The organism is Segetibacter sp., from assembly GCF_025963695.1.
GTDB lineage: Bacteria > Bacteroidota > Bacteroidia > Chitinophagales > Chitinophagaceae > Segetibacter.
In genome coordinates this window covers 1-14,827 of record NZ_JAOQAH010000058.1, presented here as the reverse complement: position 1 = coordinate 14,827, position 14,827 = coordinate 1, and the positions used below count along the sequence as shown (strand labels likewise).

Annotated in this window: 8 protein-coding genes; 3 read left to right on the top strand and 5 right to left on the bottom strand. The window is 41.0% G+C overall.

Translation table 11 applies throughout. The features are described from left to right. The first annotated feature begins 477 nt into the window (after positions 1-477). Positions 478-3,705 (top strand): SusC/RagA family TonB-linked outer membrane protein, encoded by a 3,228-nt coding sequence (locus JWR87_RS09815; protein WP_297819020.1) that lies wholly within the window; start codon positions 478-480, stop codon positions 3,703-3,705. Between the two features lie 18 nt (positions 3,706-3,723). Next, positions 3,724-5,352, top strand: a complete 1,629-nt coding sequence (locus JWR87_RS09810; RefSeq protein WP_297819017.1) for a SusD/RagB family nutrient-binding outer membrane lipoprotein — start codon at positions 3,724-3,726, stop codon at positions 5,350-5,352. A 246-nt stretch (positions 5,353-5,598) separates the two neighbouring features. Here the strand turns inward: JWR87_RS09810 and JWR87_RS09805 are convergent, their stop codons facing one another. The 5 genes from JWR87_RS09805 to JWR87_RS09785 all read right to left on the bottom strand — a co-directional run bounded on the left by JWR87_RS09805 (position 5,599) and on the right by JWR87_RS09785 (position 14,347). After that, positions 5,599-7,167 (bottom strand): PQQ-binding-like beta-propeller repeat protein, encoded by a 1,569-nt coding sequence (locus JWR87_RS09805; protein WP_297819014.1) that lies wholly within the window; start codon positions 7,165-7,167, stop codon positions 5,599-5,601. A 44-nt stretch (positions 7,168-7,211) separates the two neighbouring features. Beyond that, positions 7,212-8,528, bottom strand: a complete 1,317-nt coding sequence (locus JWR87_RS09800; protein WP_297819012.1) for a vanadium-dependent haloperoxidase — start codon at positions 8,526-8,528, stop codon at positions 7,212-7,214. Between the two features lie 11 nt (positions 8,529-8,539). Then, positions 8,540-11,818: a VCBS repeat-containing protein gene (locus JWR87_RS09795; RefSeq protein WP_297819009.1), complete on the bottom strand. Its 3,279-nt coding sequence runs from the start codon at positions 11,816-11,818 to the stop codon at positions 8,540-8,542. A gap of 234 nt (positions 11,819-12,052) precedes the next feature. Next, positions 12,053-13,183, bottom strand: coding sequence for a family 20 glycosylhydrolase (locus JWR87_RS09790; RefSeq protein ID WP_297819006.1), 1,131 nt, complete (start codon positions 13,181-13,183; stop codon positions 12,053-12,055). A gap of 51 nt (positions 13,184-13,234) precedes the next feature. Beyond that, positions 13,235-14,347, bottom strand: a complete 1,113-nt coding sequence (locus JWR87_RS09785) for a cellulase family glycosylhydrolase (protein ID WP_297819003.1) — start codon at positions 14,345-14,347, stop codon at positions 13,235-13,237. A gap of 292 nt (positions 14,348-14,639) precedes the next feature. Between JWR87_RS09785 and JWR87_RS09780 the strand changes: the two genes are divergently transcribed. Then, positions 14,640-14,827, top strand: a 188-nt coding sequence (locus JWR87_RS09780) for a twin-arginine translocation signal domain-containing protein (protein WP_297819000.1), incomplete at its 3' end; no start/stop codon positions are given.

Here is a 14,827-nt window from a genome sequence, read left to right as displayed (position 1 = left end):
CGCGTCATAAACGGCAAGCTTTGTTTATTGTGAAAAATTAGCTTTGAAAGGTTTAAGATAATAATTTCTTATCGTCTTCAGCTTTTGAACTCGAATTTTTCCAGCCTTATTAATCGGCAATTAGTTGGGCTAAAAGGAGCGGTCCGCATTTACAACGGACAACCACTTTTCGACCAGAAACTAAAATTAGGGCCTGAATGACAAAAACTGTTCTAGATAATAAAATTGCGCACGATCTAAAACGAGCGGATCGAGCAGGGAAAGATCAGCTCTTTTATCAAGTAACCAACCATCTCTTTTAGGCTCCTATGTAATACCGCTCTTGTTAAATTTTGAATATTACCTCTTATTTAAATTTTAAATAAGAGGAAAAAAACTACGGTTTCCGTGAATAGAAGTTGAAAAATATATAATAATCAGATTTTTTATTAATTTAACAACATTTTGTAAAGGTGTAAAAAAAACCAACTGAAAATTATGAGAAAACGATTACTTAACAAACTGTTTACCCTTCTCCTTCTATTAACAGCTTCTGTAAGCTTCGCGCAGAGCATCAGTGTTAGAGGAAGGGTGACAGATGAAAAGGGAACTCCTGTTGCGGGTGCAACCGTAACAGTAAGAGGTACAACACAGGCCACTTCTACTGGCGAAAACGGTTCTTTCACCGTCAATGCAAGACAAGGGGCTACTCTCGTATTTAGCTCTGTTGGCTTTGGGACTACAAATCAGGTGGTAAACGGGCCGGAAGTAAATGTAACTCTTTCGCCCAGTTCAGTAGCTTTAAATGAAGTGGTTGTAACGGCACTTGGTGTTGAAAGAAGCCGAAAATCTCTCCAATATTCAGCTACTACGGTTGGTGGTGAGAATCTCACTCAAGCCCGTGAGATCAGCACGGCCAATGCTCTTGCAGGAAGGGTAGCAGGCGTTAACGTAACTAAGGTTGCTTCTGGCCCCGGCGGATCTTCCCGGGTTGTGATTCGTGGTGCAAAAACCCTTGGTTCTACAACAAACCAACCGCTTTATGTTGTTGATGGCGTTCCCATTGATAACACTGCGGGCGGACAGGCGGGTATGTGGGGTGGCGCTGACCAGGGAGATGCTATGAACAGTATTAACCCTGACGACATCGCGTCGATGACGGTGCTAAAAGGAGCAAGTGCTGCTGCACTTTATGGATCGAGGGCTGCTAATGGAGTTATTCTAATTACAACTAAAAAAGGATCAGGACGCAGAGGTCTTGGTGTGGAGTTTAATTCAAACTATGTAATGGAAAGTGTGCAGAACCTAACAGACTTCCAGAGAAGCTTTGGTTCAGGAGGTATGGTAAGCCCTCCCGGAATGCCGGGTTTGGTAAACCAGGTCGCTAAGAAGCCAGAAAACATTCAGGAGGCTTTCAACAATAATTGGAACCAACAAGCATGGGGCCCCCGCTTAGACGGTTCTCCCACTGTTCAGTTCGATGGTAAGACAAGGCCTTATTCTGATGCAGGAGACAACTGGAAGCGTTTCTACCAACTTGGTCATCAGCTTACTAATACCATTGCACTTACTGGAGGAAGCGAAACCCAGAGTTTCAGGCTTTCACTTTCCGATCTTCGAAGTAAGGGAGTTTTCCCAAACTCTGGTTTCGATAGAGTTAATGCAACCTTAACTGCCAATTCAAGAATTGGTAAAAAAATAACGCTGAACGCGAAAGTGCTGTACTCAAATGAGAACACAAGAAACAGACCGCGACTGTCTGATGCTCCCGGTAATGCAAATTTGTCCCTTTACTATGTTCCTGCGGATGTTAATATCAATGATATGATTGGTGATCCGAATAAAGCGGGAGCTGTTCCCGCAGTTGCAGAGCAACAACAAATGGGCATCGTAATTCGGGATTTGAAAAATCCGGGAGAGGAGTATCAACAGTCAGGAAATATTTTTCAGAATAATCCCTGGTGGTCATCCTATCAATACAAAAACTTTGACACACGCGACCGGGTAATAACAAACGGTGAGATTCGGTATAACATCACTGATTTCCTTTATTTACAGGGCCAGGGTGGTATGGATTTATGGACCTTAAAAAATACCCAACTAACACCACAAGGCACAGGTCATAACCGTGGAGGAGCTATCTCGGAGCAGCAACAGACAGTACGTGAGGTAAACCTTCAATATATGCTGGGTTTCGACAAAACTTTAGCCGAACGGTTTCGTGTTAATGCCTTCTTTGGTGGCAACATGATGCGTAAGAGTAGTGAGTCTATTTCAGCAAATGTAACCGGTTTCAGTATACCATTTTTGGCGGCTGTTAACAACGGCCGTATTAGGAACTTTGGTTATGGATATGGAAAAAGAGGAATTAATTCATTGTTCGCATCAGCGGAGGTATCCTACAATAATTATCTCTTCCTTACTGGTACAGCAAGAAAGGACTGGTTCTCAACTCTAAACCCACAAAAAAATAGTATACTTTATCCTTCTGTAGGTGCAAGTTTTGTGTTCACCGATGCAATTAAAAATCTACCAACCTGGCTTAGTTTCGGCAAGGCAAGAATAGCGTGGGCACAGGTAGGAAATACAGAATCGGTAGGTGCTTATTCAACAGTAGTGACCTATGGTCTCAATAACAACCATTTGGGAGCACCCCTGGGCGGTTTTTCGGGCGGAAATAACCTGCGGAACCCATTCTTAATACCTTTCACATCAACCGAGCTCGAATATGGAGTCGAATTTCGGGTTTTTAATAATAGGCTTGGGTTAGATATAACCTACTATGACCAAAAAACAACGAACGATATTTTGGATGCAGGTATCTCACAATCCTCAGGTTTTGGTTCCACATCTGTAAACCTTGGTAAAATCACTAACAAAGGAGTTGAATTTTTGCTTTCCGGTACGCCGGTGCGTTCTTCTGCTATTACCTGGGATGTTTCCTTGAATTTTGCGAAAAATAAAAGCCGGGTTGTAGAGCTGGCTGCGGGGCAGCAACGGCTTGGGGTTGACGTAGCAAGAACAGAAACGTCCGGTATCACCCACATAGTAGGCTATCCTTACGGTATGATTACGGGACCTATGCAACTGCGCGATCCAGTGTCAGGTGTACTTGTGTATGATTCAAGCGGTACTCCGCAACTGGATGCCACTTCCCGGATTCTGGGTACCGGTGTTCCAGATTTCACTGGCGGTTTAACCAACTCCATCACGTGGAAAGGTGTGAACCTCGCTTTTCTGATTGACTTCAGGTCAGGTGGAGATATTTATTCCGGTACGAATCTAAGAATGACACAATCGGGTTTTACAAAGCAGAGCTTACAAGGGCGTGCCGGAGAAGCGCCCCTTACCATCACAGGCCTCGTGGCAGATCGTACGGCTGGTGGTGCTCTTAAACCGTATACAAAAACACTCACTCCGGGAGAAGCACGAAATTACTGGAACCAACTCGGCATAAGAGCTCACGAAAACTTTGTTTATGACGCTTCTTTTGTGAAGCTTCGGCAAATCACTTTAGGTTACAGTCTGCCTGCCAAATTATTTAACAATACACCTATTCGTAATTTGATGGTTTCTTTAGTGGCTCGTAACCTTGCTATTCTTTATAAAAATGTACCGAATATTGATCCTGAATCTGCCTATTCAAGTGGTAACGGACAAGGTCTTGATTATTTCGGCATGCCTTCAAGTCGTACCTACGGCATAAACCTGCGTGCCACCTTTTAACAAAAAAAAGAACTAACAATGAAATATTTGAGAAAGATAATTTACGGCACCGCTTTAACTGTTGCAGCGTTAAGCGGTTGTAATAAGGAAGGATTTCAGCAATTGAATATTAATCCGCAGGCTGCTACTACGATTGATGTGAACTTTTTGTTAACGACGTCGCAGCTTGGCGCTGCGTCGGGGGGGTCCCAGGGAGATAATCGTTTCGTTGATTGGCGAACCAACATTGGAATGTTTTCAACTGCTATTCAGCAGCTTTCCTCCGTCGGTGGTATTTCCAATGCTGGAAACCTATACCAGCATAGTCCGGATATAAATGATGCTCCCTTTAATTTCTATTATAGGGATATAAGAAATCTTACGGAAATTTTAAGGCAAACTGGGCCAGGAGGATTTGCTGAGGGTGAAAACAATAATACGAAACAAGCTGCGAGAATCTTAAGGGCATTTCTTTATCATCGTCTTACAGATTATTATGGCAGCATTCCTTATTTTGAAGGAGCGCAGGCCCAGGTAACACAAGTATTTTTCCCCAAATACGACAAACAAAAGGCAATTTATACAGACTTACTTAAAGAGCTGGATGAGGCTTCTGCAGCATTTACCACTGGCGCTGATGCTAACTTTGCTGCAGCCGATATTTATTACAAAGGCAATGTTGCCCAATGGAAGAGATGGGGTTATTCTCTGATGCTACGTCTGGCTATGCGTGTTTCAAAGGTAGATCTTCCAATGGCCAACACCTATGTAGCAAAAGCAGTAGCAGGCGGAGTATTTCAAAGTAACGCCGACAATACCTTTGTTCCTATGGCAGAGGGTCCCAGCCAATGGACTAACCAAAATGGTATTTCCCGTGCCATAATTCCTGGAGATGGTGGTGAACCCGTTTTTCTCAGCAAAAGACTTGTTGATTTCTTAAAAGGAGCAAACGTTTCGTCCACTGCTGATGATGATCCCAGGCTTATGATCTTGAGCATGGGAATTGGTAACTGGTCAGCAACTGCGACTGTTGGGATCACTAACTTCGCACCTGTTACTGGTGGAACAGAACCGGTTAATCAGAAAGGCATGCCCAACGGGGTGGATCTAACCCAACTAAGGACTTTGGAAGGAAATTTGACTCTGGATCCAAACTTAACTTATTCAAGGATCAATCGAAGACTATTGGAATTAAATGATCCTTACATGCTGATGCATTACGGCGAGGTCAAGTTTCTTTTGGCAGAAGCTGCGCAGCGGGGAATTGGTGGCCTGAACGCAGGTCAGGCAATGGCACACTATAACGAGGGAGTAAAAGCGTCGATGCAGATGTATACGATTTACGATGCTTCTTTTGCAGTTACCGATGCACAAGTAACTACTTATCTAGCGACATACCCTTATAACCCAGCAAACGGCCTGGAAATGATTGGTACACAATTGTGGGCAAGCCATTTCCTGAATTGGTGGGAAGCGTGGAGTGAGTGGAGAAGGACCAGTTTTCCTAGACTTGTAGAGCACAATTACCCTGGGAACGTAACTGGAGGAAAAATTCCGCAAAAGTTGATGTATCCTAACGCTGAATCAACAAGCAATCCTAATTTCACTTCCGGCGCAAGTACAAACGATTATACAACTAAGGTTTGGTGGGCTGGTGGACCGGAATAATAATCTTTCTTTCTATAAAGTAAAAGCCTCTGAATCTCAGGGGCTTTTTTTTGTTGCCTTAAGTAATACAGACGAAAGGATTGCGACGCAACGATGCACACCGAAGTGCAAAAGTTGGTATTAAAAGTGCGCTTCAAAAGGTCGGGGAAAATAGGCTTGGGAAGTAAGTTTTCTTAAATAGCGTATTTTAAACTCAAGGACAATGTTTTCCGCAAGCCACAAGGTGGTTATAACATTAGTCGCCTATTAGTTATTTTCATGTTTCCTTCTAAAGACGCCATTTGATTCTGATCCTAAATAGGATCCCCAAAGAACCTCGTTTTTAATCTTTACCGATGTATCAACCCGTTTGATTTTCATTCCTAAAAATGATAGCAGATCTGAATGATGATAGTATTGACAATAAATGATATCAAGGTAATTATCGTGGTCTAAATCACCAATCCAGGGAGTGGAGAAAATATTTTTATATCCGGGTGATTGATCAAGGATCTGGACGGAGGCTTTAGTAAAGTCAATAGCTATTAACCTGTTTTCAATAACCGTTGGCGACCTTGAAGCAAATCCCACGGAACAATCGAAATTATTTACACTCATTATTGCTTCATCTCTTCCATCGCCGTCCAGATCATAAATTACGGGTGACGAAAATCCTGTACAACCAATAGAATCTGAATATTCAATGTTGCCGTTCATGCCGTTAAGCATGATTTGCCTGGTACCTGTACTGTTGGGCCATTGTCCTTTGCTAATAAATGTGAAAAAATCAGGAATGTTATCATCGGTAAAATTTCCCACAGCGAAGCTATTACTACACTCCGTTCCAGGAAATGATTTTGTCCATAGAACCTGATCATCTTTTCCATCAATGGCTATTGCCTTGCTTCCATGGGAAATTGCAATTATATCAAGATAACCATCCCCCGTAATGTCTGCCAGCGTTGGGGGTGCAATGAAACCATGTCCTTTTTCACTTGCAACTACTTTAGATCCTGATAATTGTTTAGCAAGAAGTTGTGTAATTGTTGCTATGTAAAGATTTCCATCAATCGTTTCTCCTCCTGTTCCAAAAACAATAAAGAGCCCTTCGCTTCCCGGCTTAGTAAAACAAAGCGGGGTTATATAAGACTCTTTCCCGTCTGGCATTGTATCTGCCGCAATCAAATTTCCTGTTTTAGAATCAAGCAACATTAATACACCAGGGAAACGGTCTTTTGTAGAATAAGGCTGTGCATAAGCATTCCCACCGTTTATAGTAAGAAGGTCTTCTATACCATCATTATTCTGGTCGGGAACAAGAACGCTATTATTAAAATTAAAGCGTGCATAACGCATTATTGGATGATTCTTGTACTGTTCATACTTATACTCCCACAATAAACGACCGGAACTTCCATCAATAGCTTTAAACTGGGGGCTGCGTCCCCCTATAAAAACATCTTTTACTTTGTCGCCGGTTATATCACTAAAGGTAGCTGAACCATAAACCTGGTCAGCCGCCTCCTGCTTCCACAAGAGAGCGCCAGTTTTACCATCCAATGCAATAATACCCATATCACTTTTTTGAAATTCATTTTTCCCGGCGCCCATAACGATATCAAGGACTCCATCCTTGTTTATGTCTATCGTTCGTGGTGAGGATTGTGAACCGATTACAGGAAAACTATTATCCCATACCAGAACACTTTTTTCCTTTGCGGAAGTTGGTGAACAGGCTTTTAAAAAAAAAGCAATTACTAATGCGAGAGTGGATGAAAAAAAAAGTCTTAGTATACTGTATTTTTTAATAAGTATTAGTCGCCTGTTTTGTACCATTGCTCGTTTTTTTTAAACCGGAAAGTACCTTTTCATTGCTCCTATCATTTAACAGGGCATGCTTTTATAACATACTTCCCAATTTTTTCGCCTTCTTTTACACCATTTTCAATTGCGTCCCTAAAATGAATGCCGCCATACAGCCTGGAAACAGCTGCCTCTTTTGATGCCGCTGCGAACGAAATGAATTTTCTTGATGTCAAACCAAATTCTTCTTCAGTGTTGTCGACGTAAGAATAGTGATCACCAAATAAATGCGTAAGAATAGCAGATGCAGTTGTGGAAATAACACTGTGACCAGATGTATATTCAGGGAATGGAGGGGTTTGAAGCAAAGGAGACCAATTGCGGTCAAGGAGTTTTTTAATAGCTGTTTCAGGCCTTACCCTGTTATACTTGTATTTTGTGTTCCAGCAAGAAATGAAGGCGTCGGACATTCCAATCGATACCATCGTGTGTGCGTACGCAGTTCTTGATAAACTTAATTTTTGCTTTTTACACGCAATGCCGGTAATTCCAATCCAATGGCTTCCGGGAGATATCTTTTTTATTCCGAATTCCAGATGACCAACCTGTTGCAGCGCAAATGGATTGCAATCCCAAAACATTGCGATCGCTGCCTGTTCCTTTGTAAGTTTTTTTCGCAGTTCATATACTTCTTTTAACTCTCTATAAAAACCTGAATTAGGATCAGCGCTATATTTATTTGGAGGATCGGGATCAAATTGCGAACATGAGTCGAGAATAAAGGGACGCAGAGTGTTCCAATATGGTTCTATAGCTGAAATAAAGCCAGGAGCAGTAGGTTGCCAGGATTCATCGCTCGTTTTCGGAGTAAATCTCCTTCGTCCGCTAAGCTTAACAAATCCATCAGCATGAGCAAATTTAAGGACGTGTTCAACTACTTTATCAACAAGTTCATTTGTTGCATTTATTTTGTCTGAGGTCAGCTTTCTTTTCTTTGCGACAAGTTTTAATGAGTCGACATTTTTCTTAAGGAGGTATCCGGAAGGAAGTAACCGGGTTGCGGTTTTATATAAGGCAAAAATTACAGCCAGTTGTGAATCGCTGTTTTCAATAAGCTTATCATCAACAGTTATATTATTTAACCCCTTGACGATTCCCACAAAACTGGGGTGTTGGTTGTCAAACCGGGCAATAGTTTCATTAGCTGCGAGGTTAATATATCCATAATACCGTGAAGCTGCCACAGGCGATGTAACATCATTCACCATTACGTCAGTGGCATGTTTCAATGCAACTACGTAGTCATTTGTTCCGAAACGTATTTTATTCTGGCTCTGGCCAAATCCGCAATTCACCCATATAACAGCTACAACGAATACGATTGTCTTCTTCATATTTCAACACTTCAATACGAATAAATTACAGGGACCTGTTCATTGACAGTAAAAATTACACGATCATTTTTCCTGCCGCTTACCTTAATAAGATCTCTTGTACAACCCTTAACTGACAACCCGGATTTTAATTGAGAAATATATTCGAAATGCCCTTTCCCGTCTCCCTTTAATAATACTCCGTAACCTGCATCTATCTTTCCAATTTTTATTCTTGCATGATCTATATTACCAGCTAATATAATATCCTGTTTTCCATCGTGGTCAAAATCACCGGTGCTTATTGCATAAACAGGAAAGAAATTTGCTTGTAATGGAAGTTTCTTCGCTTCAAATACCCCTTTGTTGTTTTCAAAATAGGTAGTTTCAAAATAGTCAGCGGATAATTTCTTTGCTGATTTCAACTGTTCAGGTGTTAATATGTCACTTATTGTTGCATCAGAATACGATTCATAAGTCGGGAACTTCTGCCGCAAGCTAAACATCTGATCTGTCATTTCATCCCGGCTTGCCATTGGGTACGACTTCCCTTGAATATAATAACAAATCAATGGATCGATGGAGCCGTTGTTGTCAAAATCATTATAAAACATTATTGCAGGTTCCGGCTTACTCACTTTAATTGGACTGTTTAAACCCCAGTTACCGGCAATAAGATCAAGGTCGCCATCACCGTCCATATCTGCAAGCTCAAGACGGTTCCACCAGCCTTGCAGCAAATCAGGGAAATATTGATCAGAAAGATCGGTCAGTGTTCCATTCTTATTCGATAATAAATAAAGTTTCATCCATTCCCCGCAAACAATCAAGTCCTTTCTCCCATCGCTGTCCACATCTACCCAGGCGGCATCCGTTACCATTCCCAGGGAATTTAACGGCGTCCTCATTGCTGAAGGTGCATTTGTAAACTCTCCCTTTCCATTATTAATAAGCAGCAGACTTTCCGGCGATTCGGGGTATCTTCCCGGTACAACCCTGCTTCCTACAAAAATATCCACATCCCCATCGTTGTCAATATCTGCTACTCTTACGCATGAACCGCTCAGTTGTTCTGAGGGCAATGATGCATTACTTCTATTAAATTGACCGTTCGTATTGATGTACAGGCGATCCTGCAATTCAACATCGCCCTGGTTAAAATTATACCCGCCGCTTACTACATACAGGTCCTGATCGCCGTCATTATCCGCATCAAAAAAAACTGCATCAGTATCATCAGTCAAAGGATCTTTTGTAAAACCGGGTTGAGAGTTTGCAATGAAGTTTCCATCCATTTGTTGCAATAATAGCTGACCTGGCTGGAGCTGGGTACCGCAAATAAAGATATCTTCCAGTCCATCTTTGTTAACATCTGCTTTAGTAGTTCGCGGACCATAATCTGAAATCATGGCAGGCATCAATGGTTGAGCCTTAAAATCATTTGTTTCGGGCGAGATATGCTTATAGGGGAAAGACACAGATGATGGAGCAAAAACAGTTTTGAGGTGCTCCTCAAGGACGACATCGCTCAACTCGTTTTGGTAACTGATATTATTGGTTGTATTAACCTTTATATTCTTAAACAACTCTCTTTTACCATCTGTCCATCGCACCACTACTGAATCTATTTTTGGAGAAGGAAGACCAATATGGATTGGAATTTGCATCGAACTCTGAAAGCCATGAACAGGATAATTTTCTATTTTCATTGTTCCTTGCCCGGTATACACGTACACTGCCGCACCGACACCATAACTATTACGACCTTTTCCCTTAATGTTGAACTGCACCCAATTACCACCATTACCATTTTCTACAAGCATATTACGACATAGCTCTGCCTGAGCATTCAGGTGGTTAACAACCAGGTCGAGATCTCCGTCGTTATCAAGATCTGCATAGGCAGCGCCATTTGAAAGTGAAGGTTTATCGAACCCCGCGGTCAATGAAACATCAGAAAATTGAAGATTCCCGTTGTTTAAATAAAGGTAATTATGAACGGGAGTAACAGGAATGCTTTGTAGCATCCTAAACATGTTATCACTCGGTTCGCCTCGTAAATATTTCATACGCTCATTCCCATAAAATTTTACAAAATCTCTGTTAGTCATGTCACGGCCATACCCGTTTGTAATAAAAAAATCTTTATTTCCATCATTATTGAAGTCTGCGAGCAAGGATGCCCAACTCCAGTCGGTACAGAACACGCCACTTAGCTGACCTACTTCGCTAAAAGTGCCATTGCCGTTGTTTAGCTGTAGCATATTTCTCATCAACTGGTGATGAAATCCATTCTTGACCTGGTTATCATACAGCTCATAATTATCGGGCATGTAAAGCAGTTTCTGCCTCTTGTTATCTTCCGGCAGCATATCAAGGGTAAAAATGTCGGTCCATCCGTCGTTATTAATGTCGGCAACATCGCAGCCCATGGAGAAGCTTGAAAGGTGCCCTACCTGGTCTTTTAATTTTTCCGAGAAAGTACCGTCATGGTTGTTTATATACAGGTAATCTTCTTCTACATAATCGTTCGTCACATACAGGTCGGGCCATCCGTCGTTATTAATGTCAGTTACAGAAACGCCAAGACCGTAGCCAAGAGGATTTGAAATGATCCCGGCAAGGGTGGTAACATCTTTAAAAATATTATTATCATTCCTGTAAAGGTGGTCGCCGGCATCAGGGTCAATCATTTTTTTCACAAAGGAAGCATCAAAATTTCGCAGGTTTTTATTGTTATGATTGACTACAAATAAGTCCAGGTCATTGTCGCGGTCGTAATCAAAAAATACGGCCTGGGTTGAAAACCCCGAATCAGCAACGCCCATCTTTGCTGCATTTTCTGAAAAGGTAAGATCGCCGTTGTTTATATACAGTTCGTTTGTCCGTTTGTCCCTATCAAGAGGACCAGAATAGCATAAATAAATATCCAGCAGTCCGTCACCGTTAACATCTGCAACGCTTACCCCGGTTTTCCATCCTTTCTTTCCACCTACACCTGCTTTTGATGTAATATCTTCAAATTTCCAGTTTCCTTTGTTCAGGTACAACCGGCCCGGTTGCATGTTTCCCGAAAAATAAATGTCAATTAATCCATCATTATTAAAATCTCCCAATCCAACTCCCCCTCCGTTGTAAAAATATTCGTACGAGATAATATTTAACCCAGGTGTTTCTTTTAAAATATTAGCAAAGTTGATCCCGGTTTCACCATTTGGAACGACTTTGAATAAAGCCGGCTGCGGAGCCTGTGCAACAGCAGAGCATGCGATTAAAAATAATATATGGAGAGATAATAGTTCCTTATTCATAATGGCAGAAAAACACTAAAGTGCAGCGATTGCGGCACAGTTAGACTGATGTTGTAAATTAGGATTTATGGTAGACGTCGCCAAATGCTGGCAGAGAAAATATTGCCCCCCTGCTTTGATATTAAAACTACCATATATGGTTCTGGCAGTTAACGAACCAACAGCAATATACTTGTAAGCTGGGAGCCTTACAAGGGTGGCGGTACGGGTCTACTCAAGTAAACAAGTGATCTCTTACTTTTTTCTGCCTGATTTATTTACCTGCTCAAACATTGCTTTAAATGTATCCGGCACCTTTTTATCTTCATCTGAAACACTTTGTTGTTCCTGGGGTTTACTGTAGTATCCTTTTAAAAATGACGAAACCGAAGACCATACGGTTTCCATTACTCCTAAGTAACGCTCCTTCATCTCTGCTGTAGAATACTTTCTGAAATCAATAGCATCGTTTACTTGTTGAACAGCAACTTCAGGCTTATTCCAGGAGCAGGCAATTACATTTAGTCCTTTTGCTGTAAAGTAAACAGGGGTTTTATCGGGGCGATTGTAATGCCAGTCGCAAATCACCACATCTTTTGGAATTAGATCTATCGCTTGATGGGTATTATTGAAACTGGCTTCCCAAATCCCGATTCCGGTTGTTTTGCCATCAATTAACCGGTCTCCCCAGATCCACAGTTTCCTTCCATTTTCTGCAAGATGGTTACGTAATGTTCTCACCTCTTCAGCAAAAAGTTCAGCCTTATTTCTACCGCTGCACCTGGGACAATTATCATCGCCTATATAAAAGACCTCATCCATGCCTGCATGAAAAGCATTTGACTCGAAAACAGTACAAATCTCATCAATCAAATCAAAAACCACTTTATGAACATCAGGATGCAGGGGACAGTAGCTTTTACAATATAGATTTTCTGCGTTAGGCCATACATATTTCTCGGGCATTTGTACTGCCGGTGTTTCATCAAATTGAGGGTACACTTCAAGTAACTTACCTACTTTGTTGGCCCAGGACTGATGCCCCAGCATATTAACCTGTGGTATGAGATTAATTTTATTTTTTTCACATGCTCTTACTATTTTCTTTACTTCTGATGAAGATAAGGCAGGTGTACCAACCAGCTCTGGACGACTCTTATACTGGTAGTTAAAATCGATGCGTAAAATAAGTGTATTTACATTTTGAGCAGACAACTCCTTATTAATAAATGTAACAAACGAGTCTAAATTTTTAGAAGTAGGTGCAGCAATGCATAGAGCTCTTACCGGCAATAGGCTATCTAACGTTTGTTGCGCACCGACTGTATAAGCGTTAGTAGACAGACATATGATCACTGCTAATAAATAAGCCAGGCATTTTTTCATTTTAGATTTTTTGTAACAGGTAACGAAATTTTGCAAGAGGAGAGTCTTTAGTTATTTGCCCACTAAAATCTGTATTAATTCCTTTTCTTCCTGTTGTTGTTTATTGATTATTCCAAAGTCACTTTTATACTCCCATGTTGCCCATCCAATATTATTTTCATCCAAAACCGTTTTCACATCCCGAAACCATTGAAATCTTGCTGCATCCGGAACAGTCGTAAGACACCCCCACTCGCCACAGTACAATGGAAGATTATATTTTTTTGCGATAGCTATTGGTTTTGCAAAATGTTGCCTTATGGTTTCAATGCTATAAAAATTCTTATTTCCCTTTATCTCTTTTTGTAAACTGTCGGGCAGACTTTTAATATCTTCTTCTTTTACAATTATCCCAGGATAATTTACCGGTCCTTTATAATCTCTTATTCCCGTCCAGGAAGCGGTATGATGAGTTAAGAGAAAAGGCTCGTACATATGAAAACTCAAAATGATATTTTTGTCGTTGGCCGGAATACGTAATTTATCAAAAGTATCAGGGCTTTGCCAACGGTTTGATCCAATTACAATTTTCCTTGTCGGCTCTGCCTGCCGAATTACCACCACAGCTTTTTCAATCAGTTTATTCCAATCTTCAGCATCATCAGCCACCGGTTCATTCATCAGTTCGTAAGCAACGTCTTCTACAGGATACTTTTTAAGTGTTGCAGATAAATCGCGCCAGCATTGAAAAAAGCGTTCCTGCGCCTCGGGCTTCGTCCAAAGGGGCTTTTCCTTGTTATTAAAATGGTGCGATCTTAGAATATGCAGATCGACCACTGCATCAAGGTTATATTGTTTACACCAACCGAGTGCTTTTTCCAATAACGAAAAACCTTCTTCATCCTGCTGACCATTTTCTTTCCAAAGTTGCTCTTCATCCACAGGAATTCTGATATGATCAAATCCAAGGTCTGCCAGGTATTTTACATCTTTTGCTGTAAAATAGTTTACCCGGTTACTGCCACGGGCATTGCTTTGAGAAAGCCAATGGCTAATGTTTGTACCTCTTTTAAAAACGAACTCACCCGGCAAGGCTGAAACAGGCAATGCTATCGCCGGAAGCGCAGATACAAAAAGAAAAAGAAGTGAGAATAAGGCGTTTAGATAATAAGATTGCTTAGTCATACTGTTCTAACATTTTATTTATTTGTGATTGTTCTTCGTATTATTTCTTAACCAACGCTTATAATGCTATTTACCTTGTTTCTTCTAAAGAAGCAGAACTATCATTAAAAATATAACTGTTATAGAAAAATTTAGTTATTTTTTCAAATGAAACTTCTATCTACACTTAAGCATCACTTTGTGCAAACCCATAACTGCACTTATATTCCCTCTTAAAACTTTAAACCATGTTCTACATTATTTTAATTTCTATTTTATCACCTAAACCAATCGGGCAATAAATAAAGTACATATGAAAGACAATCGTCGCGACTTTCTTAAAAAAGGCGCTTCCCTTGCAGCCGCTGTCTCTTTTGGAGGGTTTACCTCTTCTATTGCCAGTTCTCCCATTATCACAGAAAAGGGTCATATTAAATCAGGTGTATCAGACCTGGCAAAAGATGCAGGTATGCAGGCAAGTGAAGCCTATTTCAGCGGAAT

What these genes read in the sequence shown, in the direction of transcription:
- JWR87_RS09815 (WP_297819020.1), top strand. Translation starts at nt 478, where the DNA reads ATGAGAAAACGATTACTTAACAAACTGTTTACCCTTCTCCTTCTATTA.
- JWR87_RS09810 (WP_297819017.1), top strand. Translation starts at nt 3,724, where the DNA reads ATGAAATATTTGAGAAAGATAATTTACGGCACCGCTTTAACTGTTGCA.
- JWR87_RS09805 (WP_297819014.1), bottom strand. Translation starts at nt 7,167, where the DNA reads ATGGTACAAAACAGGCGACTAATACTTATTAAAAAATACAGTATACTA.
- JWR87_RS09800 (WP_297819012.1), bottom strand. Translation starts at nt 8,528, where the DNA reads ATGAAGAAGACAATCGTATTCGTTGTAGCTGTTATATGGGTGAATTGC.
- JWR87_RS09795 (WP_297819009.1), bottom strand. Translation starts at nt 11,818, where the DNA reads ATGAATAAGGAACTATTATCTCTCCATATATTATTTTTAATCGCATGC.
- JWR87_RS09790 (WP_297819006.1), bottom strand. Translation starts at nt 13,183, where the DNA reads ATGAAAAAATGCCTGGCTTATTTATTAGCAGTGATCATATGTCTGTCT.
- JWR87_RS09785 (WP_297819003.1), bottom strand. Translation starts at nt 14,347, where the DNA reads ATGACTAAGCAATCTTATTATCTAAACGCCTTATTCTCACTTCTTTTT.